The following is a 23,040-nucleotide window of genomic DNA, read 5'->3' as shown; positions in this document are numbered from 1 at the left end:
TAGTTATGTAAAAGCCTTGTGATTTTTCACAAGGCTTTTTTTATTTGTAGTTATATTAAACTAATCATTTCCAGTGCTTTGTTAATGCTTTTTACATTCTCAAAAGTCATTAATAATCGCAATCCGTTTGGTGTTTGTTTCTCTTTCATTTTTACCAAATGAGACTGTTTTTGAACAAATTGAAGTACTTTTTGAAATTTTTTCGAAGCATAATAATCACTTTGTTGGTCGGATACAAAATAACAAACCAATTTGCCTTGCTTCATGATGAGTTTCTCAATTCCGAGTTGGGTTGCCATCCATTTTATTCGGATGCTGTTTAAAAGTGAAATCGCTGGTTTTGGTAAAGCACCAAATCTATCGATAAGTTTTTGCTCGTATTTCAATAACGTTTCTTCATCTTTTATCAAACTCAGTTCGTTGTATAAATTCAGTCGTTCCGTTATACTGTTGATGTATTCATCTGGGAAAAGCAACTCGAAATCGGTGTCTATTTGTAAATCTTTTACATATTCTTTGTTGTCAATGTCGTTTTCGGTTGGATACAATTCCTTAAATTCGTTTTCCTTCAATTCATCAATGGCTTCATTCATGATTTTTTGATAGGTATCAAATCCAATGTCATTTATAAACCCACTTTGTTCGCCACCAAGTAAATCGCCAGCGCCACGAATTTCTAAATCTTTCATAGCAATATTAAATCCGCTTCCCAATTCTGAAAATTGTTCTAATGCCTGAATTCGTTTTCGAGCATCTTCTGTCATAGCAGAATACGGTGGACAGATAAAATAACAAAATGCTTTTTTATTACTTCGACCCACGCGACCACGCATTTGATGCAAATCGGACAGTCCAAAATTATTAGCATTATTTATAAAAATAGTATTGGCGTTGGGCACATCCAATCCACTTTCGATAATTGTAGTGGCTACCAAAACATCAAATTCGCCGTTCATGAAAGCCAACATTAGTTCTTCCAGTTTTTTACCGTCCATTTGACCGTGACCAATTCCAACTCGTGCATCTGGAACCAAACGCTGAATCATTCCGGCAACTTCTTTTATGTTTTCTATTCTATTATTAATGAAAAATACTTGTCCGTTGCGCTGAATTTCATACGAAATTGCATCGCGAATTAGCTCTTCATTAAAGCCAACAACATTGGTTTCTATAGGATATCTGTTAGGTGGCGGTGTTGTAATTACTGATAAATCACGTGCTGCCATTAACGAAAATTGAAGTGTTCTCGGAATAGGTGTAGCAGTTAATGTTAGCGTATCTACATTGGCAGAAATCGTTTTGAGTTTGTCTTTTACATTCACACCAAACTTTTGTTCTTCGTCTATAACCAACAATCCCAAATCTTTAAAAACCACGTTTTTATTTACCAATTGGTGTGTACCAATAATAATGTCTAGTTTTCCTTCAGCTAGTTGTTTTATAGTTTCGGCTTTTTCTTTGGCGGTTCTAAAACGGTTGAGGTAACCAATTGACACAGGCATTTCCTTCAATCGTTCGGAGAAACTACGGAAATGTTGGTATGCCAAAATGGTTGTTGGAACTAGAACTGCTACTTGTTTTCCGTTGTCAACGGCTTTAAAAGCAGCACGAATGGCTACTTCGGTTTTACCAAATCCTACATCACCACAAACCAGTCGATCCATTGGTCGGTCGGTTTCCATGTCGTTTTTTACATCGCGTGTTGAAGTAATTTGGTCTGGTGTATCTTCATAAATGAATGAACTTTCCAATTCTTTTTGAAGGTAACTGTCAGGCGCGCAAGCAAATCCTTTTTCTAATCTTCGCTTGGCGTATAATTGTATTAAGTTGAATGCAATGTGTTTAACTCGAGCTTTGGTTTTCTGTTTCAACGCTTTCCACGCACCAGAACCAAGCTTGTATATTTTAGGTGGCGCACCATCTTTGCCGTTGAATTTGGCAACTTTGTGTAACGAGTGAATACTAATGTACACAATATCGTTATCGGCATAAACCAATTTTATAGCTTCTTGAGTTTTTCCTTCAACCTGAATTTTCTGCAATCCACCAAATTTTCCAATTCCGTGGTCAATGTGTGTTACATAATCGCCAACCGAAAGCGAGGTTAGTTCTTTTAAGGTTATGGTTTGCTTTTTCGAATAACCATTTTTGATATTGAATTTGTGGTAACGTTCAAAAATTTGATGATCGGTGTAGCAAGCAATTTGGTTTTCTTCGTCAATGAATCCGCTGTGAAGCGATAACACAACTGACTTGTATTTTTTTAAATTGTCTTCGTGGTTGTTTTCGTCAATATCCTCGAAAATCTCTTTAAAGCGATTGGCTTGGTTTTCATTGGAACAAAACAAGTAATTTTTAATTCCGTTAAAGTGATTTTCGTTAAGATTATTCAGCAGTAAATCAAATTGTTTATTGAAGGATGGCTGCGGTTTTATTTCGAATTTGATCGTTTTGTCAATAGTAAATATTGGTGAATTACTCAATTCTACAACCGTAAGATGATTGGCTTTTTTAAGAAATTGTTCTTTATTTACAAATATTTCTTCGGGTTTGGCGTGTTTTATTTCTTTAGATAATTTTTCAAATGCTTCGTTGGCTTTAACAAATGCACGATCGAGTTGCTGTACTAAAAGTTCGGTATTTTGAATAAAAACTACCGTTTTCTCGTTGATGTATTCTAAAAAACTTTCTCTGTTTTCTTCAAAAAACTTATTCTCAACATTCGGAATGATGGCAATTTTCTTCAATCTTTCGATTGATAATTGCGTTTCTACATCGAAACTTCTAATGGAATCTACTTCGTTTCCAAAAAATTCTATTCGGTACGGATTATCGTTTGAGAACGAAAATACGTCTACAATTCCACCACGCACCGAGAATTCTCCTGGTTCCGTAACAAAATCGACACGTTTGAAATTGTATTCAAACAAGACTTCGTTGATGAAATCGATGGCCAACTTGTCGTTAACGGCTATCTTAAATGTATTTTTTTCTAATTCTTTCCGAGTAACTACTTTTTCAAAAATAGCTTCAGCGTAAGAAACAATTATAGCGGGTTTTTTTCTAGAATTTATTCGGTTTAAAACTTCGGCTCTAAGTAGAACATTGGCATTATCTACATCGTCAATTTGGTAAGGTCTTCGGTACGATCCCGGATAAAAAAGCACGTCTTCAGAATTGATTAAATTTTCTAAATCGTTGAGGTGAAAAGCCGCTTCTTCTTTATCGTTAAACAATAAGAGAAAAGGTAATTCTGATTTTTCAAATACCGATTGAATTACAAATGAAAGCGATGAACCCAATAAACCTCTGGCATTTACCTTGGCATCACGTTGTTGAATTTCGTTGGCTAAAAGTTGAACTTTAGCCGATTTTTGGTAGGAAGCAATTACTGAAGATTTACTCAAGGAAGTTATTTTTGAAATAATTTTTTTCTTATTTGATCTGGTGTTTTTATTTCTGGAACCGTTGGAATAGCTCTTGTGGTATCTTTCATTTTGATAAAATCGGGTTCACCTTCTTCACGTGGAATAAGAGTTCGTTTTACCATTTCTTCCATTTGACTTTGCAAGGATACTATTTCGATATTGATTTCCTTAACCAGTTGCACTACTTTTTGGTCGGGAATTTGATTAAGATGAATAAACAAGTCTAGCGATTTCACCTTGGTAGTAAGTACTGCGATACGACTTTTTACTTGTGGTTTACTAAAATCTGCTGGAATGTTGTTGTTTAAATCGGTTACTTTTTGCGATAGTGCTTTAGCTTTTTTCTGAAATGCGCCAATTGTACTTTTCGGTTTTTGGTTAATTTCGGTTAAAAAAGCGCGCCATTCTATCCATTGATTAACTTTGGATTGGGTTAGCGATTCAAGATTGGGTGTATTAAAAACCCAACCTTTGTTGATTTTATCAAAGATTACTTCTTTTTTATGAGCTTCTTTTTCTTGTTCTAGTCGCAGTTCTGCAGTGTTGTCTTTACAAGAAACTACAAAAAAAATAAGCGTTAAAAAGTATAAAATATTGTGTTTCATGGGTTGCAACTATCGGATTACAAAAGTACAAAAGTAGGATAAAGTAAATGCTAAAAATTGTATAAAAAGCATCAGAATAAACTTTAACTAAAGCTGGAAAAAATCACATTTACGAAATCGTTATCTTTGTCACAACAAACTAACTACTTTATATGACTAAAATATTAATAATTGGTGCTTGTGGTCAAATAGGCACCGAGCTTACTGCCAAACTTAGAGCAACATACGGCAACGACAATGTAATTGCATCGGATATTAGAAAACTAAATAACGATATTGTAAACAACGGTATTTTTGAAGTTGTAAATGCATTAGACTACAACCAAATCGAACATTTGATCGAGAAATATCACATTACCGATGTGTATTTGATGGCGGCTTTATTATCGGCTACTGCCGAAAAAAACCCTGCTTTTGCTTGGGATTTGAATATGAATTCGTTGTTTCACGTATTGAATTTGGCAAAGGCTGGAAAAATTAAGAAGATATTTTGGCCTTCAAGTATTGCAGTTTTCGGTCCAACAACACCGCGCAATAATACGCCGCAATATACAATTATGGAACCATCAACTGTATATGGAATTTCGAAACAAACTGGTGAGCGCTGGTGTGAATATTACCATCATCAGTACGGTGTTGACGTACGCAGTATTCGATATCCTGGATTGATTTCTTGGAGTACCGAACCAGGTGGTGGAACAACCGATTATGCCGTAGATATTTATCACAAAGCTATAACTGAAGGAAAGTTTACTTCGTTTTTATCTGAAAATACAGGACTTCCTATGATGTATATGGATGATGCAATAAAAGCTACAGTACAAATAATGCAAGCTGGTGCTGATGAGGTGAAGATTCGTTCGTCTTACAACTTGTCTGGAATGAGTTTTACACCAGCAGAGATTGCAAGTGAAATTAAAAAGCATTATCCCGATTTTACAATTGATTATGCACCAGACTTTCGTCAAAAGATTGCCGATTCTTGGCCGGCTAGTATTGATGATTCGTCAGCTCGAGAAGATTGGAATTGGAGTAACGATTACAACCTAGAGAACATGACCGTTGAAATGTTTGCCCAATTAAACAATAATGTTTATCCAAAAAAATAAGTATAAAATAAAAACGCTACCCAAAAAAGATCAGGTAGCGTTTTCCCTCTAAACAAAACAAACTTATTTTTCTTATGGTGCTTGAACGATTGGATCTCTTAAAGATTCCAATACTGCAACTACGTCTGCGAATAATTCTGAGTTAGCTGGAACACCGTTAGCTACTGCAGCAGCGCCAACAAATCCAACAAAAGTGTTGTAGTTAGCATCTGTAGACAATGCGCCCATTCTTGGGTTTTGAGCTGGGTTGTGAGCCGCAACCATGTCTAAACCAGAGTACGTGTTTACTGCGCTAGTTCCTCCTGTATTGAAAGAGAAAAAGTCAGTAAGGTTATCACTTAAAACAGCAACGTTAGTTGTGTTCATAGTTGGTCCGAAAACCTCACCAGCGATTGGTCCAAAATGTGCTCCTAAATTTCCTGGATTTCCAGCAACGATATCAGCCACAATGTAGTTGATGGTTGTGTCTACCACAGAACGGAAACTTAAACGTCCTTGTTCGATCATTTGACCTGGGTTGTTTGGGTCTGCAACCATAGTTGTCCCACCTAATCTAGCGTAGATTGATGGAGTTGGCGCTGGTCCGTTATTATCATCATCGTTACACGATGTGAATACAGTAGCTCCAATTACCAATGCACATAGTGCTAATTTTGATAAATTTTTCATAGTAATAGTATTTATAGATTAATTAAAAATTCGTTGTATGCCTCTTGAAAATTTAGCACTAAAGCTGTCGTCGTTCATCACTGGACATACTTTTTTTGATGCTATATCAACAGGGATAATTAGCCTTTCGGCTTTGTAAGCACCTTTGGCCATTAACTGATTGAAAACCTGCTCAGAATTAGCGATTTTCATATCATGGTAATACACCAATACATTCTTTTCAGGATAAAACTTTGGGTTTTTAACACCTGCAATGCTTTTCATATTTCTATGAATTTCTTTTGCTTTAAGCGAATCGATGGGTTCTTTAAAATCAATTCGGCTTATTTGCAATGTAGCATTGTCAATTACAAGTGGTTTTGCAGTAGCAATGTGCACTACTAACACCACAAACAGCAATAGGAATACACCTAGAAAGCTGAGTAAAGCGATTTTTAATTTTTTGTTGATTCTCATTTTAATTTTGTTTAGTTATTTGGATTTACGGAACAAGATGAGATTTGGTTTTAAAATGGTTTATTTTTTTTTAATTTGTAATTATTCTAAATAAGATAGCGTAATTTTTGGGCATAAAAAAAGCTCCACAATGGAGCTTTTTAAATTGATAATAAAGTAGTTATTTTTTAATGTTGATGATTTTGTCTTCAAAAGGCGCTTTTATTTTTACCACATCATCTGTAGTTTCGTTTGGTATGGTCATCGATAATACGTAATGTTTTATTTTCCATTGGTTGTTTATTTTTACCATCACTCCGCTACCACGGCACAATTTCATTTGTGTGTCTAGTAATTCGTCAAAATAGGCAAGGCTTCCATCTTTAGAGAAAAATATGTTACGTTCTAAAGCAGTAAAACTCCATGCTTTTCCTTTATCAAAGTAAGGTTTTGCAAAATCTTCAAATTGTTTTTTGTTCCAGTTTTCGGTAGCATCTGTACCGATGTAAATAGCATCTTCTGTAAGTACGCTGAAATAAGCATCAAATTTTACGTCGGCAGCAGCTTTGTGCCAATCGTTTAGTGTATTGTTAATGGCTTCTTTTTCTGAAGTTCTTGTGGTGTAAGGTTTGCAAGAAGTGATGATAATGCAAATTAAAAGTAGTAAGTTTCTCATATTTTAGTTTTTGTTTTACGAAAATAGTTATAATTATGAATTGTAAATTTGTTTGTTGCTATAAACCTACCACAACTGTACCTTTGGTATACTTTTGTCATATACTATTCATATAGTGTCTTTATTCAGCTAGTAGTATTAAAATAATTTTATCGTTTATTAAATTAGTCATAGTGTAATTATACAAATATAGTTTTTAATCTTAAAGTCATTAAATTACAAGATTTAAAACTAACGCTTGTTAAAATAATTTTTTGTTGTTCAAGCGAAAAATATTCTTTTATACTATATACTGTTTTCTGAATAACTATTTTAGATCAACGAAACTTAATTTCTAAAGTGTGAAAGATAGAGATTGAATGATTATTCACTTCTTGTATTAAAAGTTAATTTATCGATTTGCTCTTATTTATAATAGTACCTTTCCCAATCTTGTCTAATCAAGTGTGGAATGTGGTATGGATGTGAATTTTGAAACCCTGATTGCTGATTACATGACCAATAGTTATGGTGTTGGGACCGATTTTTTAGATGATGATTTGTGTGCTGGTCTTCAGGCAAATATTGTGGCTTTGAACGAGCAACAACGTTTGGTTTTGGCTGCAATAGGTAATGATGAAAAGCGTAAAAATGATGCTCAAGTGCGCAATGATAAGATTTATTGGCTAGATAAATCGCATGGTAACGCTAGTGAAACCCAATTCTTAGAACAGATAGAAGCATTTATTGTCTATCTCAATACTACTTGTTTTACTGCAATAACTAGTTATGAATTTCATTATTCGTTGTATGAAGAAGGTAGTTTTTACTTGCCACATTTAGATCAGTTTAAAAGTGATGGACAACGTCAGTTTTCGATGGTAAGTTATCTTAATGCTGATTGGCTAGATGCCGATGGTGGTGCACTTTTGTTACATTTATTACCCATGCCTCAATCGGTTTCTCCACTACGTGGAACAACAGTTTTCTTTAAAAGTGATACTGTTTTGCATGAGGTTTTGGTTACTCATTCTAGACGATTCAGTGTTACAGGTTGGTTGAAGAGCTAATATAATTTAAGAGTTAATCGTTTTTTTTTGAGACTAATTCTTTTAAAAAGAATGGTTTTGTGTTTGAGTGTAACACTTAAAAATTAGATTTAGTCAATTTTAAAAAAGTAATGTAAAACTCTAAATTTTAATATTTAACACTGTTGTATTTCAAAACATATTTTAAAAACTACTATATTTGAAATCGTTAAAAATAAAATTATCATGAAAAAAATACTTTATAGTTTAGCTGTTGTGGGTTTATTATTGGTTTCTTGCAAAAAGGAAGAGGCTGCCGTTGAAGAAACTGTTACTGCTACTGATAGTACTGCAGTTGCTACCGATGGCGTAGCGGTTACCGATCCTGCTGCTGCACAAATTCAACCTGTACAACCTGATGCTAATGGTGGCAATCCGAATACCATAATGCGACAAATGGTGCCAAATCCTGCTGCGCAACAAGCAACAACTACTACTCAAATGGTTTCCCAACAAGTAGCTACACCTGTAAAAGTGGCTAAGGGTATGAACCCGTCACACGGTCAGCCAGGTCATCGTTGTGACATTGCCGTTGGCGCTCCTTTGAATTCACCTCCAGGAAAGCCTAATGCTGTACCACAACCTACAACTTCTACGCAGTTTACTTCGGCTCAGGCTACGGTACCAAACTCGCCTAACGCTGTTGTTAGTGCTGATGGTAAAACTACAATGACCACTACTACTAACGCGCCTGTGGTTACACCAGAAGGCATGAATCCACCACACGGTCAAGCAGGGCATGTGTGTTCTGTTGCTGTTGGTGCACCTTTGCCAAAATAAATTTCGATTGATAGGTTTCAGACTTTCGTAGTTTGGAAGTGTTATTTATACAATTAAAAACAGCTCGTATAGAGCTGTTTTTTTTTTTTAAAATGAAATATTAAAAGACTTTTTTCTTACAAATAAGTACTATTCTTTTTATTACTATAATAAGTTATAAGTATTTCATTTTAAGTTACTTATTGAATTTAAATTCTTTATAAAATTTTATTTTTATATGATTGTATTTGGTTGAGTACTGTAGTTACTGAGTAAGACACATGAATTTTCATTAATATTATGATTTGCATTCAATCGGATTTTTTTGCTTTTAAACGGTATTTCATTATAAAATCGATTTTATTTGTAATTTTATTGACTTTTAATAAACTTTTAACCAGTTACTTTACCAAATTAATTACGTTTTATGACAAAAAATTACGATTCTGTTATTTCTCATTTACAAAAGAGAATAACACTTTTTAACAAAAGAGGAAGAGTATCAAGTACGAATCAAAGTAGCAGATTGTTTTCTGCTTTTTTGGTTTTTAGTGCTTTATTTTCTTTTACTCTTGCGAGTGCTCAAATTGGTGTTACGGTTACCAATGCAACGAGTACTACGCCTAACTTGCAGCCAACCTACACTTCGCTAAACAGTGCTTTGACTGATTTGAATGCGATTACAGCGATGACTGGACCTGTTACCTTAACTTTAAGTGGTAATACTTCAGAAACTGCACCTAGTGCTGCTGGTTTTATTTTAGGAAGCACGACTTTAAATCCTTTACTGAGTGGTGCCAATACCATTACTATTGTGAAAGGTGCAGGTGGTGATGTGATATTAAATGCCGCTGCCGGTGGTACAGCAACTCCAACTTCTGCAATTCCTGACGGAATCTTTAGTATTAGAGGAGCAGATTATGTTACGATTGACGGACTGACCTTTACTGATTCCAATACTGCTAATCCGGCTACTATGGAGTTTGGTTTGGGATTGTTTAAGGCTTCAGCGACCGATGGTTCAAGTAATAACTTGATCAAGAATTGTATTTTTAATATGCAAAGAATTAACAACGCTGCTTCTACAGCACCAATGGTTGAAGGTTCGGTTGCTATATTGGTTATAAATGCTACAGCCACCGCTGCTGTAACTGCAATAACTCCTACTGCTGCATCTGGAACCAATTCCTTTAATATGATTCACTCAAATACTATTAATGGTGGTAACCATGGTATTGCTCTGATTGGATTTGCTGCTGCAACACCTTTTACATTGGGTGATTCTAGCAATGATGTTGGAGGTTTTTCTGAGGTTACGGGAAATAATATTTTTGATTTTGGTGGTGGTGCAGCAACTAGTGCGGCAGCTGGTATTAGAGCCAATAATCAATGGGATTTGAATATTTCTTACAATAGTATTGATAATAATACAGGTAGTGGAATAAATCATGCTACTACTTTACGAGGTATATTTGCACAAGCAGGAACTAGTGCAAGTGTAACTATTTCATATAATTCGGTTACAGTTCGTTCTGGTGCAACCACGTCAGCTTTAACTGCAATCGAAAATGGAATTGGTTCAACTGCTGCAAATAACATTGTGAACATAAATAACAATGTTATTGGTTTTTCATATACAACAGCTACATCAGGAATTTTTACTGCAATTGCAAATACTTCAACGGCAGCTGCTGTAAATATTGATTCCAATACAATTCAGCAAGTGCCTAACACGGCTTATCCTACTACTGGAACTATACCTGTAATTGCAGGAGGTTCTCCAAATGGAACGTTATCTATTACCAATAATACCATTTCAGATTTTGTTATGACAGGAGCATCTGGTACATTAAGAGGTATTACAGCTAACACTCCGGTAGGATTGTACACTTGTACAGGAAATACAATTACTAATTTGAGTTATACCAATGTAACTTCGACAGGTTCTATAACTGGTATATACAATCTTTCATCGGCAACTCAAGAAATTTGGAATAATAATATAATAAGCAATTTTTCTACACCTACAACAGGAACTTTGAATGGAATTCAAAATAATACTGTAGCTGGAACTTTTCAGTGTAGAAACAATCAAATATTTAATTTTTCTACATCTACTGGTGGTGTTGGTGGTTTTTCAGCCAATGGAATCACTTGGTCAAATGCTACTGTAGACATCAGAGGAAATTACATCTATAGCATAAGAAGTACAGGAACAACAGGAGGTACAGGAGGTACTATTTTCGGTATTACTCATTCTGGTGCTGCTACCGTTTCTAAAAATACTATTTATGATTTGTCTTCTAATAGTACAAATCCAACTATAGTAGGTATCAATGTTAATGCAACAGGTACTAATACCATAAGCAATAATTTGATTGGCGATTTAAGAGCTCCAAATGCTACAGGAAACAATGCTGTAAACGGTATTGTTGTGGCTAGTGGAACTACAAATAATATTTACCATAATACGGTGAACATTGCTGCAACTAGTACAAGCACCACTACTTTTGGTACAAGCGGTATTTATTTTAGTAGTGCGACACCAGTTAACAATTTACGAAATAATATTTTTGTAAATACTTCGACTTCAGGACCAACAGGAGGTTTCACTGCGGCAATACGGTATACATCAGCGCCAACGGCAACTAATTTTCCTGTAGGTAACAACAACAACTTATATTTTGCAGGTACTCCATCAGCAACTAATTTGATTTATGGAGAAACAATTACTGCAACAGCAACTAATCCGCAACAAACTCTTGCAGGATATAAGGCTTATATTTCTTCAGCTCCTGGAACTTCAACAAGAGAGAGTATTTCTATTACCGAAAATCCATTATTTGTATCTACAACTGGTTCTAATCCGGTGACAGATTTTTTAAAATATCCGACAACTAGTGGTTTACAATTAGAACAAGGTGGAGGAATTGGAACAGGAATTGCAGATGATTTTTCAGGAACAGTACGTTGTCCTGGAGCAGGTTGTCCTGGAGGTGCTTCTACACCAGATATTGGGGCATGGGAATTGAGTGGTATACCTCTTGATTTGTCAAGTCCGGTCATTATATACACGCCTATATTAACTGCATGCGATCCTGGAACTAGTGTAACTTTAACCGCTACTATCACAGATGCTGCGGGAGTTCCAACTTCAGGAGCTGGTTTACCAGTGGTTTATTGGAGAGTTAACGCTGGACCTTACACTGCCACACAAGGTGTATTTGTAAGTGGTTCTACCTATAGTTTTACATTTGGTGGAACTACAACGGCAAGTAATGATGTTGTTTCTTATTATATAGCAGCTCAAGATAATGCAACTATCCCGAATGTTGGAACTAGTCCAGCAGTTGGAGCAAGTGGTTTTACAGCTACTCCACCTGCAGCGGCTACTCCACCAACAACTCCTTCAAGTTACACTGTTAGCACTTTGGCAGGTACCTATACCGTAGGTGCGGGTCAAACGTATCCTACATTAACTGCTGCAATTGCCTCTTATAACTCTTCTTGTTTAGGTGGTGCTGTAACTTTTAATTTGATGGATACTACTTATAGTACTGGAGAAACTTTTCCAATTATTATAAATTCAAATCCACAAGCAAGTGCTATAAATACTTTAACTATTAAGCCAAATACTACAGCTACAATTAGTGGTTCGGTTGCGAGTGGTGCTTTACTTCGATTGAATGGAGCAGATTTTATAACCATTAATGGAAGTAATAGTGGTGGATCGGATAAAAGTCTTACTATAACCAATACTAGTACTACAGCGCCAACTGCTATTTCAATAGCTTCATTAGGTGCAGGATTAGGTGCTATGAATAATGTGGTTCGTAATTGTAATGTAAGTACAGCCTCTGTAACATCTGGCACTACTTATGGAATTTCTATAGGTGGTACAACACCTGGAACATCTGGTGCAGATAATGATACAGTTTTAATTCAAAATAATGCTATTTCAGTATCTACAGTTGGTATATATGCAAACGGAACTGCCTCAGTAAGCGCTGGTGGATTAGATAATTTAATTATTTCAGGAAATAGTGTTGTTTCCACAAATACATCTTCTTCTCCTATTGGTATTCAAGCAGGGAATGCTTTAAATAGTTCAATATCTTCCAATATTTTAAGTATTGAAACCAATGCATCAACCCAACCAGTAGGGATATCATTAGAAACAGGTTTTGTTTCTTCAACAGTTACTTTAAACAGTACAGTTAAAATTTTAACTACTTCAACAGGTGGTTATGGTGGTAGAGGTATTACAATTGGTACAGGAAGTGCAACGAGTAACGTAACGATTGCAAACAACGTAATCAATGGTGTTAATGGTTCTAACTGGAACAGTTTTGGTAACTCATCATCTATGGGAATTGGAATCGGAGTAATTGGAGGTTCAGGAACTTTGACTACAGTTACTGGAGGTGTAAATATATACCACAATACGGTGAATATGACTGGAAGTATGGGTGCTGGTTCTGGTACAGCTATAACTACAGCTTTATTTGTTGGTATTGGTTCAACTGCTTTAGATATCAGAAATAACATTTTTGTAAATACACAAGTAGCAACTAATGCAACACAGAAAAATTATAGTATTTATTCTCTTGCTGTGAACACTGCATTTACAAATCTTAATTATAACGATTATTTTGTTACTAATACATTTAATGCTGCATCTGCACAACTTGGATTTATAGGAAGTGACCGTACAGATTTGACTGCTTTGGTAGCAGGTTTTGGACAGAATGCAAATTCAGTAGCTATTAATCCATCGTTTGTATCGCCAACAAATTTATTACCAACAGCTTTAGCTTTGGATAATTTAGGAACACCTGTTGCAGGTATAACAACCGACTTTTTAGGTGTATCAAGAAGTGCTACAACACCAGATATGGGTGCTTACGAAGGTGCTTTTGGAAGTGGGCCAATTTTTACTAATACTACATTGCCAAATTCTTGTACTCCAGGCGCTAGAACATTAACAGCAACTATCACTAGTTTGTCAGGGATGCCTACTACAGGAATTTCTTTACCAGTTTTGTATTGGAGAATTAATAGTGGTGCTTATCAAGCTTCAACAGGAGCTTCGATAGGAGGAAATCAGTATACTTTCAATTTAGGTACAGGATCAGTTCAAGGTGATGTAATTTCTTATTATATCGTTGCTCAAGATAATACAGGAATTTTGGCTTCGTTTCCAAATGGAGGTTTAGGACTAACTTCTAATCCACCAGCTGCTGCTACAGCACCAACACCTGTTTCTTATGCCAATTCAGTTACATTGTCAGGTGTTTATACTGTTGGAGTAACAGGAAACTATCCAACACTTACTGCTGCAGTTACTGCATACAATGGCGCTTGTTTGAATGGTGCTGTAACTTTTAGCTTAATTGATACTGCTTACCCATCAGAAACTTATCCAATAGCAATAAACGATAATGTTCAAGCGAGTGCAGTTAATACTTTAACTATTAAACCAGCTGTAGGAGTAGTTACTACTTTAACAGGAAGTAGCGCTAATTCAATCATTCGTTTGAATGGAGCCGACTATGTTACTATTGATGGTAGTAATGCAGTAGGAGGTACAACCAAAGATTTAACTCTTATCAATACCAATGCAGGAACTTCAAGTTTTGTGGTTTGGAATGCAAGTGTATCCAGTACGAACAGTGCAAGTAATAATACTTTTAAGAATTTGAATGTAATAGGTAATGCGCCTTTGACAACCTTTGGAGGTATTTTTAGTGGAAGTGGAACCACAGCAGGTGGTGCAGCAGAAACGCCAAATAACAATGTTATTATTGAAAATAACGCTGTCTCAAAAGTTCAAATTGGAATTGCTGTAGCTGGAAATACTGCTGGAAATACTGGTAATATTATAAGACAAAATACAATAGGTTCTACAGTTGTAGGCGATCGAGTTGGCTTTAAAGGGATATTTGTATCTAACAACAATGGACTACTTGTTTCTAAAAATACAATTTTTGACATTATCACAACAGCTTTAAATCCATTTGGAATTGATGTGGCTGCAAATGTTACAAATTCTACAGTAGATTCAAATGTTATTCGTGGTATTCAGTATACAGGTATAAATGGATATGCAGGTAAAGGTATCGTCGTAAATACTGGAGTTGCTGCAAGTAACTTGACTATTTCAAACAATGTAATTAGCGAAATAAAAGGTGATAGCTGGAGTTCTTTAGCTTCAACTGATATTATAGTTGGACTTAGAATTACTGGTACTACAGGTGGTGTAAATGTATATCATAACTCTATTAATTTAGGTCATGGTACTTTTGCAGGAAATACAAATGGTACATTTTCTACTGCATTTCATATTGGTTCTGCGGTAACTGCTTTAGATGTAAGAAATAATATTTTTGCTACAAATCTTGTCAATTCAGTTGCAGCGGCTGCTAAGTCTTATGCTATTGCTAGTGAAGCACCAAGTACGGCATTTACAAACATCAACAATAATGACTATTATGTAAGTGGTAGTCAAGGTGTATTAGGGTTTATAGCACTTGCTGATAGAACAAATTTAGCTGCCATTCAAACCGGTTTTGGACAAAATGGTGCTTCGGTAAATGTAGTTCCTAATTTCGTTTCAGCTTCTGATTTGCATTTAGTTGCAACTACAAATGCTGCCTTAAGTAATTTAGGAACTTTTATTCCTACGGTTACTTTGGATATTGACGGAGAAACAAGAAGTACTACAACTCCAGATATGGGCGCAGACGAGTTTTGTAATGCTACTACTAACACTACAACTATTACTGCTTGCGGTACTTATTTATGGAATGTGAATGGTACAACATATACTACAAGCGGAACGTACACCAATGTGGTTGGTTGTGCTACTGAAATATTGAATTTAACAGTAAATCCAAATCCAAGTACAGCAACTTCACAAATTGATAACACACTTACAGCTACAGAAACTGGAGCAACGTATCAATGGGTTACCTGTGGTGCTGGTGGTGTATTTACTCCTATTGCTGGAGCAACATTACAGTCTTATGAAGTTACTGCTGTTGGAAGTTATGCTGTTGAAATTACTAAAAATGGATGCTTTGTAAGAAGCGCTTGTATTGATGTTACAACTTTAAGTGGTGCTTCGTTCGACTTAAATAATTTCAATTATTATCCAAATCCAGTTATTTCTTCAATAACTTTTAAATATGATAAAGAAATTGAATCAATTACTGTTTATGATTTAAATGGTAGACTGTTGAAACAAGTAACACCTAATTCGTTAGAAGTTGTAGTTGATTTATCAGATTTAGCTTCGGCGATGTATATTGCAAAAGTAACTGCGGCAGGAAAACAAACTGAAATTAAGTTGCTTAAAAAATAAGTTTTAAAACACACAAAGTAAAGGGCTAATCTGAAAAGATTGGCCCTTTTTTATTGGAATAACTTGCTAAATGATATAACTTTTCAATTTCATTGTGTAACGCTGTAGTATATAGTAAGCCTACCTTTGCTAGTGCTTTGCAATAGTCAAGGCTTTAACTTTTAAAACAAACATTATGAATTTAAAACGACTTTTTGGAACTATTTTAACTCTTTTAGGAATTGCGGGTTTAATTTATACAGCAGTATTATTTTCTGGTACCAGCGGAGAAACTAAAGATATTAAGGGTTTAATTATTTATGGTATTTTAGGAATAGTATTTTTTGTTTCTGGAATTAGTCTTGTAAAAACTACTAAGGACGAATCATAGTAATTCATTGGTTAGTAACTTCTGTTTAGAAAGGTTCTCGATACAATTTTAAAGCAGACATACTTGATGTAGAATATTACTTTTCATAACTTCAAAATCGATAGAGTCTAAATAAATTGTAAAAAAAAATCCAGCAACAACTTGTTACTGGATTTGATAGTATTTGAATTGTAAATTACTTTTTGATAAGCTCTTTTATGCCCATTTCATACAATGTAAAGGCTTGAATATCGGCATTTTCTTGAATAGTTGCCGCTACTGATTTACCAGCACCATGTCCGGCATTAATATCAATTCTGATTAATGTTGGGTTGGTTCCAGATTGTTTGTCTTGTAATTCAGCAGCAAACTTAAAACTGTGTGCTGGTACTACGCGGTCATCATGGTCACCTGTAGTTACCATTGTAGCAGGATATTTCACACCAGATTTTACATTTTGAACAGGAGAATATGCATTTAAATAATCAAACATTTCTTTACTGTCTTCGGCTGTTCCATAATCGTATGCCCATCCTGCACCAGCGGTGAATGTATGGTAACGCAACATATCCATAACCCCAACGGCTGGAAGCGCTACTTTCATAAGATCTGGTCTTTGTGTCATGGTTGCTCCAACTAACAATCCACCATTAGAACCACCACGAATAGCAAGATATTCTGATGAAGTGTATTTGTTGTCAATTAAATATTGTGCTGCAGCAATAAAATCGTCAAAAACATTTTGCTTTTGCATTTTAGTTCCAGCATCGTGCCATTTCTTTCCGTATTCGCCACCTCCACGAAGATTTGGCACTGCATATATTCCACCATTTTCCATCCAAACGGCATTAGCAATACTAAAGCTTGGCGTTAAACTGATGTTGAAACCACCGTAACCGTATAGCATGGTTGGGTTTTTCCCGTCTAGTTTCAATCCTTTTTTGTGGGTAATAATCATAGGAATTTTAGTTCCATCTTTAGAAGTATAGAATATTTGTTTCGATTCGTAGTCGTTAGAATTGAAATCTATTTTAGGAGTATTGTACACTTTAGAAACTCCAGTTTTTGCGTCATATGCATAAGTTGAACCTGGTGTAATGTAGTTTGTAAACGAATAATACAATACTTTTTCGTCTTTTTTTCCTCCAAAACCGCCCGCAGTTCCAACTCCAGGAAGCTCAATGTCTCGCACTAATTTTCCTGAGTAGTCGTATTGCTTAATTTGCGATACGGCATCCTTCATATAATTGGCAAAGAAAAATCCGCTACCAGTTGATGCATTCAAAACATTATCAGTCTCTGGAATAAAATCTTTCCAGTTTTCAGGTTTAGGATTACTTGCATCAACGGTCACAATTCGGCTGTTTGGTGCATTCAAATCGGTTACAATAAATAATTTTGTCCCTTGATTTTCAATGATAGAATTGTCGCTGTTGAAATTGTCAACTACAGTTACAATTGGGCTGTTTGGTTTGGTTAAATCTTGAAGGTACAATTCATTTCCGTAGGTAGATGTCGAAGCAGATATCACTAAATAGTGCAAGTCTTCAGTTACATATCCGCCTACATATCTTCTTTTTTGGTCAGCGCCAAATAGTACTTTGTCAACTTTTTGACTAGTTCCCAATTTGTGATAATACAATTTGTGCTGATCGGTTTTTGCCGAAAGTTCGCTGCCAGTTGGTTTGTCGTAGCTTGAGTAGTAAAAACCATCGTTGCCCATCCACGAAATGCCACTAAATTTAATGTCAGTAAGGTTTGGTTCCAATACTTTTTTGGTTTCGGCATCCATAATAACAACAGTGCGCCAATCGCTTCCGCCAACTGAAATTTGATAGGCTACTTTTGAACCGTCTTTAGAAAAATTAATTCCTGCCAACGATGAGGTTCCGTCTTTAGAAAAGGTGTTGGGATCTAAAAATATGGTTTCTACACCTTTAGCATCTTTTCGGTACAATACCGATTGGTTTTGTAAACCATTGTTTTTAGTATAGTAGGTATATTTTCCTTCTTTGAAAGGAGCGCTAATTTTTTCGTAATTCCATAATTTTTCCAATCGATTTTTTAATTGCTCACGGTATGGAATTTTAGATAAATAAGCATAGGTAACTTCATTTTGGGCTTTTACCCAAGCCGCGGTTTCGGCCGATTTGTCGTCTTCTAGCCATCGGTATGGATCGGCAACTTTGGTTCCAAAATAGGTATCTACCGTTTCGCCTTTCTTAGTTTTAGGATAATTAATTGCGTTTTGTGCCATCGAAAAATAGGATGCTATTAAAGTTAGTGCTACAATTGGTTTTTTCATGATGATTGATTTTAATTCTAACAAAAATAGTGAATTTGGGAGAAAGAGAAAAGAGGAAAGAGAAAAGAGAGAATAGATAATAGAGAAATAGACTTTAGAATGCTGGAAGATAGAAGATGGAAGATAGAAGCAGAAAAAAGTGTCTTGCTTTTAAGTTTTGGGTAAACTAAAAAAACCTCTAACAAAGCTGTTAGAGGTTTTAATATTTTAAGAACTATAGATTTATTTAATAATTAATTTTTTAGTGATTCCTTCGCTGGTTTTTACAAGATAGATTCCTGTAGAAAGAGATGATGTATCTATTGTTAAGGCTTGTTTTTGAGCGCTTAATTTTTTTCCAGAAATGTCGAATAATTCATAATCAGCAACTCTATTGAAGTATACAATTCCGTTTTGAGATGGATTTGGGAAAATTGCAAATGTTTTAGCATCTGTATCAAAATCTGGAGTTGCTAATGCGTTGGCATCGACTTCAAAAATAGTAATTGTTCCGCTTATTTCGTTTGCTACCAATATGTAACCTGTTCCAGTTGGACTGTTTGCTGGTGCGATGTAAGTAATACCTTCTGGTCCGTGATCTCCAGCGTAAGCTGATGTACTTCTGCTGTTCTTGTAATCTACAAAAGTAACGTTATTAGGATTGGTAATGTTGTACACCATTACACCGCCAACACGTTCTAATGATATGAAAGCGAACGTTTCTGTTCCAATTTGTGCAACAGTTACACCTTCTGGTTCTGGACCTTTAGCGCGACTTCTTCCTTTAGCAACGTTGTCTTCGTGATCGGCATTGAAAAGTGTAGGTAAGTTGGCTGCTGTGTATCTTTCGAAATCGTCACCACTATCAAAAACTAGTTGTTTTGTAGTTGCATTAAAAATAGAGAAGGAACGTGCTCCAACAGCGTTTATAGTCTCAAATTCTGTATCAGCATCTGTATTTCCACTCAGGTTAGAAACTCTAAAACGTCCCATGTTGTAACTTTGTTTCAATACAGAAGCATTTGGATAAATTGCTGGATCTAAAATATAAGTTGCTGCTCCAACAGTTGTTCTTTCTACAAATCCTGTGTACTCTTTTTCATCACCTTCGTTGGCAGTTACTAAATAGTTTGTTCCAGCGATAGCATAGCTTGCAACAGCATCGGGCATGTAAAATGCTTGAATTGGCCAGTTGGCAATAAGTACTTGGTTGTTGTTGTCCGAAATATCCATTCCGTTTCCAGGAATACTCACATCTTTGGTACCTAATGCCCAAATATCAGTGTAAGCTGTTGTAGCCAAATTGATTTCTACTACAGCATTATTTTCTTGTAATGTTACCCAAGCTTTTTGAGAATCGGCACTAATAGTAATGTATTCTGGTTCAAAATCTTGCGATAAAGTACTTGTTAGTTTTAATTTTCTAACACCTGATGCTATTAATGTAGCTTCTTGTGCGTTATAGGCGGTAAATGATAATGTAGAAACATTTGCTTGAGTCAATGCAGGAATTCCTCCAGAAATATCAATTACACTTACAGAACCTTCTGGATCTATTGAATAATTTGCGTTGGGTTGGCCTTCATTGGCGGTTAAAACTTTAGTTCCGTCTGGAGAAAAAGTAATCATGTCTGGCAAAGCACCTACGGTTACTTGTTTTAAGAAAACACCATTGGTATCAAAAAATACTACCGAACCATTTAAGGTTTCATCCGTGTTTGGCGAAGCTACAGCTACAATTCCGTTTTTAACAGCTACCGATGTTACACCACCGTACGGATTCATATTTACCGATGTTACAACTGTTGGCGCTGAAGGATTGGAGAAATTAATAATGTCCAAAAATCCTGCAACAGCACTAGTTGTAAATAATCGTTGCGATGTTGGATCGTGAACTACAATTTCGCAAGTACTTGTATTGGCTCCCGAAGGGTCGAAACTTCCAACATAATTCAATTCTATTTGTTGCGATGGAGTAGGCACTGGATCATCATTATCGATAATGTAAATCGTTGCAGATGGATTTCCAGTAATGGCTAAACCAACAGGATTTTCCAGACTTAAAACAAAATATTCTGCTTGTTGTTCTGGTGTAGTATCATTAATAATTGGAATCGTGATGGTTTGCGTTAAAGCGCTAGAACCTGTAAAGTTTAAAGTTTGTGTAGCTAAAGTAAAATCAGAAGCATTTGCCGTGCTGAAAGGTGCCGTTTTTACCACTAAATTTACTGAAGAAGTTGTTGGACTTGCTAAGTTTATAACAAAGGATACAGTTCCGGCAGCTTCATTTACAGTTACAAAGTTTGATGCCAAACTAACCGATGTATTGTAATTGAACGAAAAAGAATATGGGCAAGACATTAAAGCATTAGTTGTATCTTGAATGTTACTTATGACTAAAGTATAATTGGTTGCAGATGCAAATCCAGTAGCATAATTTAAAGTTGCAACATTGTTTAAAATTGTAACCGAAGCTAAGTTTGGTACGCCAGAATAATTTGCTATGTTCGAAGCAGAAGCTACATTTAGATTATTATTGAACGTTACCTGAATTGTAGTATTGTTTAAAACAGCTACAGATTGCACTTGTAATGAACTTGGGAAATTCCACGTTGGCCATATTTGAGCAGCAGTTCCACCAGCAACACCAGTCCAGTTTGCAGGATTAAGAATAGAAGTTCTCAGTTGTGATGGAGTTCCAATTTGAGTTCCGCTGTAGAAAGCATTTACTGTATTTCCAGCAGTGTTTCCTGGAGATGTAGTTGTGTTTAAAGACGAAATTCCGTCAACCAAACCAGCTGGAATATTTGATAAACTTCCACTACAAGACGTATTATTTGTAATCCAACCATTGGATGATACTGCAGTAATTAATGTTGGAGAACTATTGGATCCAGTGTAAACAATAACTTGATCACCACCAGAGCTTAAACCGAAACCTGAACCTGTAACTGTTCCATTATTAGAAAGCAAAGCTGATGTTTGAATTGTAACAACAGAACCAGCTGGTACACATTGTGTTGCTGTCCATACAATTCCGTTTGAACAAAGCGCAGGAGAATTGGTGGTGTATTTAGAATCCGTAAAATTGATAAAAGTACCAGCAATAATATCTACGAAAGTAATAAATGCTACTTCGTCTTCGGTAGCTGTTGCATTCATTCTATAACCTACAAAAGCTAAATCACCAGCAGTAAATTGTGTTTGAATTGCAATAGTTGTAAAGGTTGATGATACTGAAGTTGAGATGGCATTGTTACTCGCGTCTTCAACGACATTTGGTAGTAAAGCAACGTAGTAAGTTTGATTGTTAGCCAATGCTGTTGATGGTATAATTGTAATTGTATTTGAAGCGAATGTTGCATCAAATGGTACAACAGTTCCAGATGCATTGTTTAAACGAACTTCGATTAAAGCATCAACATTTGTATTATCAATAGCGGTATTGTTAATCAAACGTACATTTTCGTTGAATGAAATTGTTGGGTTCACAGTTGTAGAAACATTAGCCGTTGCTGTAGCAGGTGAAAAAGTTGCAATCGGAGCAATTGTATCGCCACCGCCAATAGTTCCGCCTTCTGTTGTGAAATTGTCGAAGCGGTTGTTTCCGCCTGTACCTCCAGAGCCAGCTGCAAATTCTACTTTAAGTTTGAAATTAGCATTGTTATTCGCAGCAGTAATTGCAGAAAAATCTAATGTTGCCAATGCTGGATCGCCATTGTTTGGAATAATTGTTGTAAAAGAAACATAGTTAGTTCCGTCAGTAGAATATGACCAAAGTTGATTTCCTGCACCTGAACCAGATCGGCGTGTAGCAAATTTTACAATAATATTTTGGTAGCCAGTTGTTGGCAAAGCAAAAATTAATGCGCTTCCTATTGGATCATTAAATCGTAAATGCGTTCCAGAAACATCACTGTTTTGAGCATTTAAATTCAAAAGATTGAAGTTTTGGCCTGTTCCATTAGCAAAATCAATGGCACTGATTCCCGTGATTGTTGCGTTTAAAGAAGCGCCAGAAACGTTAGTAATTGTAGGAGTTGTGATTGAAGCGACAGAAGCGCTGTTGTTGAAATTCCAGTAGTGAATTAGGTTTTGCCCAAAAGAGAAAGTACTAAAGAGAAAAACCAAAAAAAGTAATCCAGTTTTGATGTAATTTTTTGACATAGTTTAGTTGTTTAAATAATTTACAAAAGTCAATGTCAAAAGTTAAAGCAGTGTTATTCTAAAAATAAATAATAATTAATAACAGCTGTATTAAAATGTTTTTAGTGTTAGGAAATTTAAAACTTGAAA

The 23,040-nt window shown here is 35.5% G+C and carries 12 protein-coding genes; 5 read left to right on the top strand and 7 right to left on the bottom strand.

The genetic code is table 11. The annotated features are described in order from the left end of the window. Window positions 1-50 precede the first annotated feature (50 nt). Together mfd and ACZ098_RS06925 are read right to left on the bottom strand one after the other, a co-directional pair. A complete protein-coding gene (gene mfd / locus ACZ098_RS06930; protein WP_487311212.1) occupies window positions 51-3,341 on the bottom strand; it encodes a transcription-repair coupling factor in 3,291 nt (1,096 codons plus the stop codon). A 71-nt stretch (window positions 3,342-3,412) separates the two neighbouring features. Continuing rightward, window positions 3,413-4,033, bottom strand: a complete 621-nt coding sequence (locus ACZ098_RS06925) for a hypothetical protein (protein ID WP_487311013.1) — start codon at window positions 4,031-4,033, stop codon at window positions 3,413-3,415. 152 nt (window positions 4,034-4,185) lie between these two features. Here ACZ098_RS06925 and ACZ098_RS06920 point away from each other — a divergent pair, with 152 nt between their 5' ends. Further along, window positions 4,186-5,142, top strand: coding sequence for an L-threonine 3-dehydrogenase (locus ACZ098_RS06920; protein ID WP_487311012.1), 957 nt, complete (start codon window positions 4,186-4,188; stop codon window positions 5,140-5,142). Between the two features lie 72 nt (window positions 5,143-5,214). On the opposite strand, the gene ACZ098_RS06915 is transcribed toward ACZ098_RS06920, so the two are convergent. The 3 genes from ACZ098_RS06915 to ACZ098_RS06905 form a co-directional block, all read right to left on the bottom strand. Next, window positions 5,215-5,811: a globin family protein gene (locus ACZ098_RS06915; protein ID WP_487311011.1), complete on the bottom strand. Its 597-nt coding sequence runs from the start codon at window positions 5,809-5,811 to the stop codon at window positions 5,215-5,217. 18 nt (window positions 5,812-5,829) lie between these two features. Then, window positions 5,830-6,267: a hypothetical protein gene (locus ACZ098_RS06910; RefSeq protein WP_487311010.1), complete on the bottom strand. Its 438-nt coding sequence runs from the start codon at window positions 6,265-6,267 to the stop codon at window positions 5,830-5,832. A 160-nt stretch (window positions 6,268-6,427) separates the two neighbouring features. Beyond that, the gene (locus ACZ098_RS06905) at window positions 6,428-6,922 is read right to left on the bottom strand and encodes a nuclear transport factor 2 family protein (protein ID WP_487311009.1); all 495 of its coding nucleotides are present in this window, start codon (window positions 6,920-6,922) and stop codon (window positions 6,428-6,430) included. Window positions 6,923-7,380: 458 nt separating this feature from the next. Between ACZ098_RS06905 and ACZ098_RS06900 the strand changes: the two genes are divergently transcribed. The 4 genes from ACZ098_RS06900 (at window position 7,381) to ACZ098_RS06885 (ending at window position 16,481) form a co-directional block, all read left to right on the top strand. Beyond that, on the top strand, window positions 7,381-7,971 hold the full coding sequence (locus ACZ098_RS06900; RefSeq protein ID WP_487311008.1) for a 2OG-Fe(II) oxygenase: 591 nt from the start codon (window positions 7,381-7,383) through the stop codon (window positions 7,969-7,971). A gap of 204 nt (window positions 7,972-8,175) precedes the next feature. Next, window positions 8,176-8,769 carry a hypothetical protein gene (locus ACZ098_RS06895; RefSeq protein ID WP_487311007.1) on the top strand — a complete coding sequence of 198 codons (594 nt, stop codon included), beginning with the start codon at window positions 8,176-8,178 and terminating at the stop codon, window positions 8,767-8,769. Between the two features lie 406 nt (window positions 8,770-9,175). Further along, complete coding sequence (locus ACZ098_RS06890) at window positions 9,176-16,111, top strand: T9SS type A sorting domain-containing protein (RefSeq protein WP_487311006.1); 6,936 nt, start codon at window positions 9,176-9,178, stop codon at window positions 16,109-16,111. Between the two features lie 175 nt (window positions 16,112-16,286). Continuing rightward, window positions 16,287-16,481 (top strand): hypothetical protein, encoded by a 195-nt coding sequence (locus tag ACZ098_RS06885; protein WP_487311005.1) that lies wholly within the window; start codon window positions 16,287-16,289, stop codon window positions 16,479-16,481. A gap of 175 nt (window positions 16,482-16,656) precedes the next feature. Here ACZ098_RS06885 and ACZ098_RS06880 read toward each other — a convergent pair whose 3' ends face one another. Together ACZ098_RS06880 and ACZ098_RS06875 are read right to left on the bottom strand one after the other, a co-directional pair. Continuing rightward, window positions 16,657-18,765 (bottom strand): prolyl oligopeptidase family serine peptidase, encoded by a 2,109-nt coding sequence (locus ACZ098_RS06880; RefSeq protein WP_487311004.1) that lies wholly within the window; start codon window positions 18,763-18,765, stop codon window positions 16,657-16,659. 222 nt (window positions 18,766-18,987) lie between these two features. Beyond that, window positions 18,988-22,911, bottom strand: a complete 3,924-nt coding sequence (locus tag ACZ098_RS06875; protein ID WP_487311003.1) for a choice-of-anchor I family protein — start codon at window positions 22,909-22,911, stop codon at window positions 18,988-18,990. Between the last annotated feature and the right edge of the window lie 129 nt (window positions 22,912-23,040).

It is taken from the genome of Flavobacterium sp. SP2 (assembly GCF_057626655.1).
This window is presented reverse-complemented; position numbering and strand designations above follow the sequence as displayed.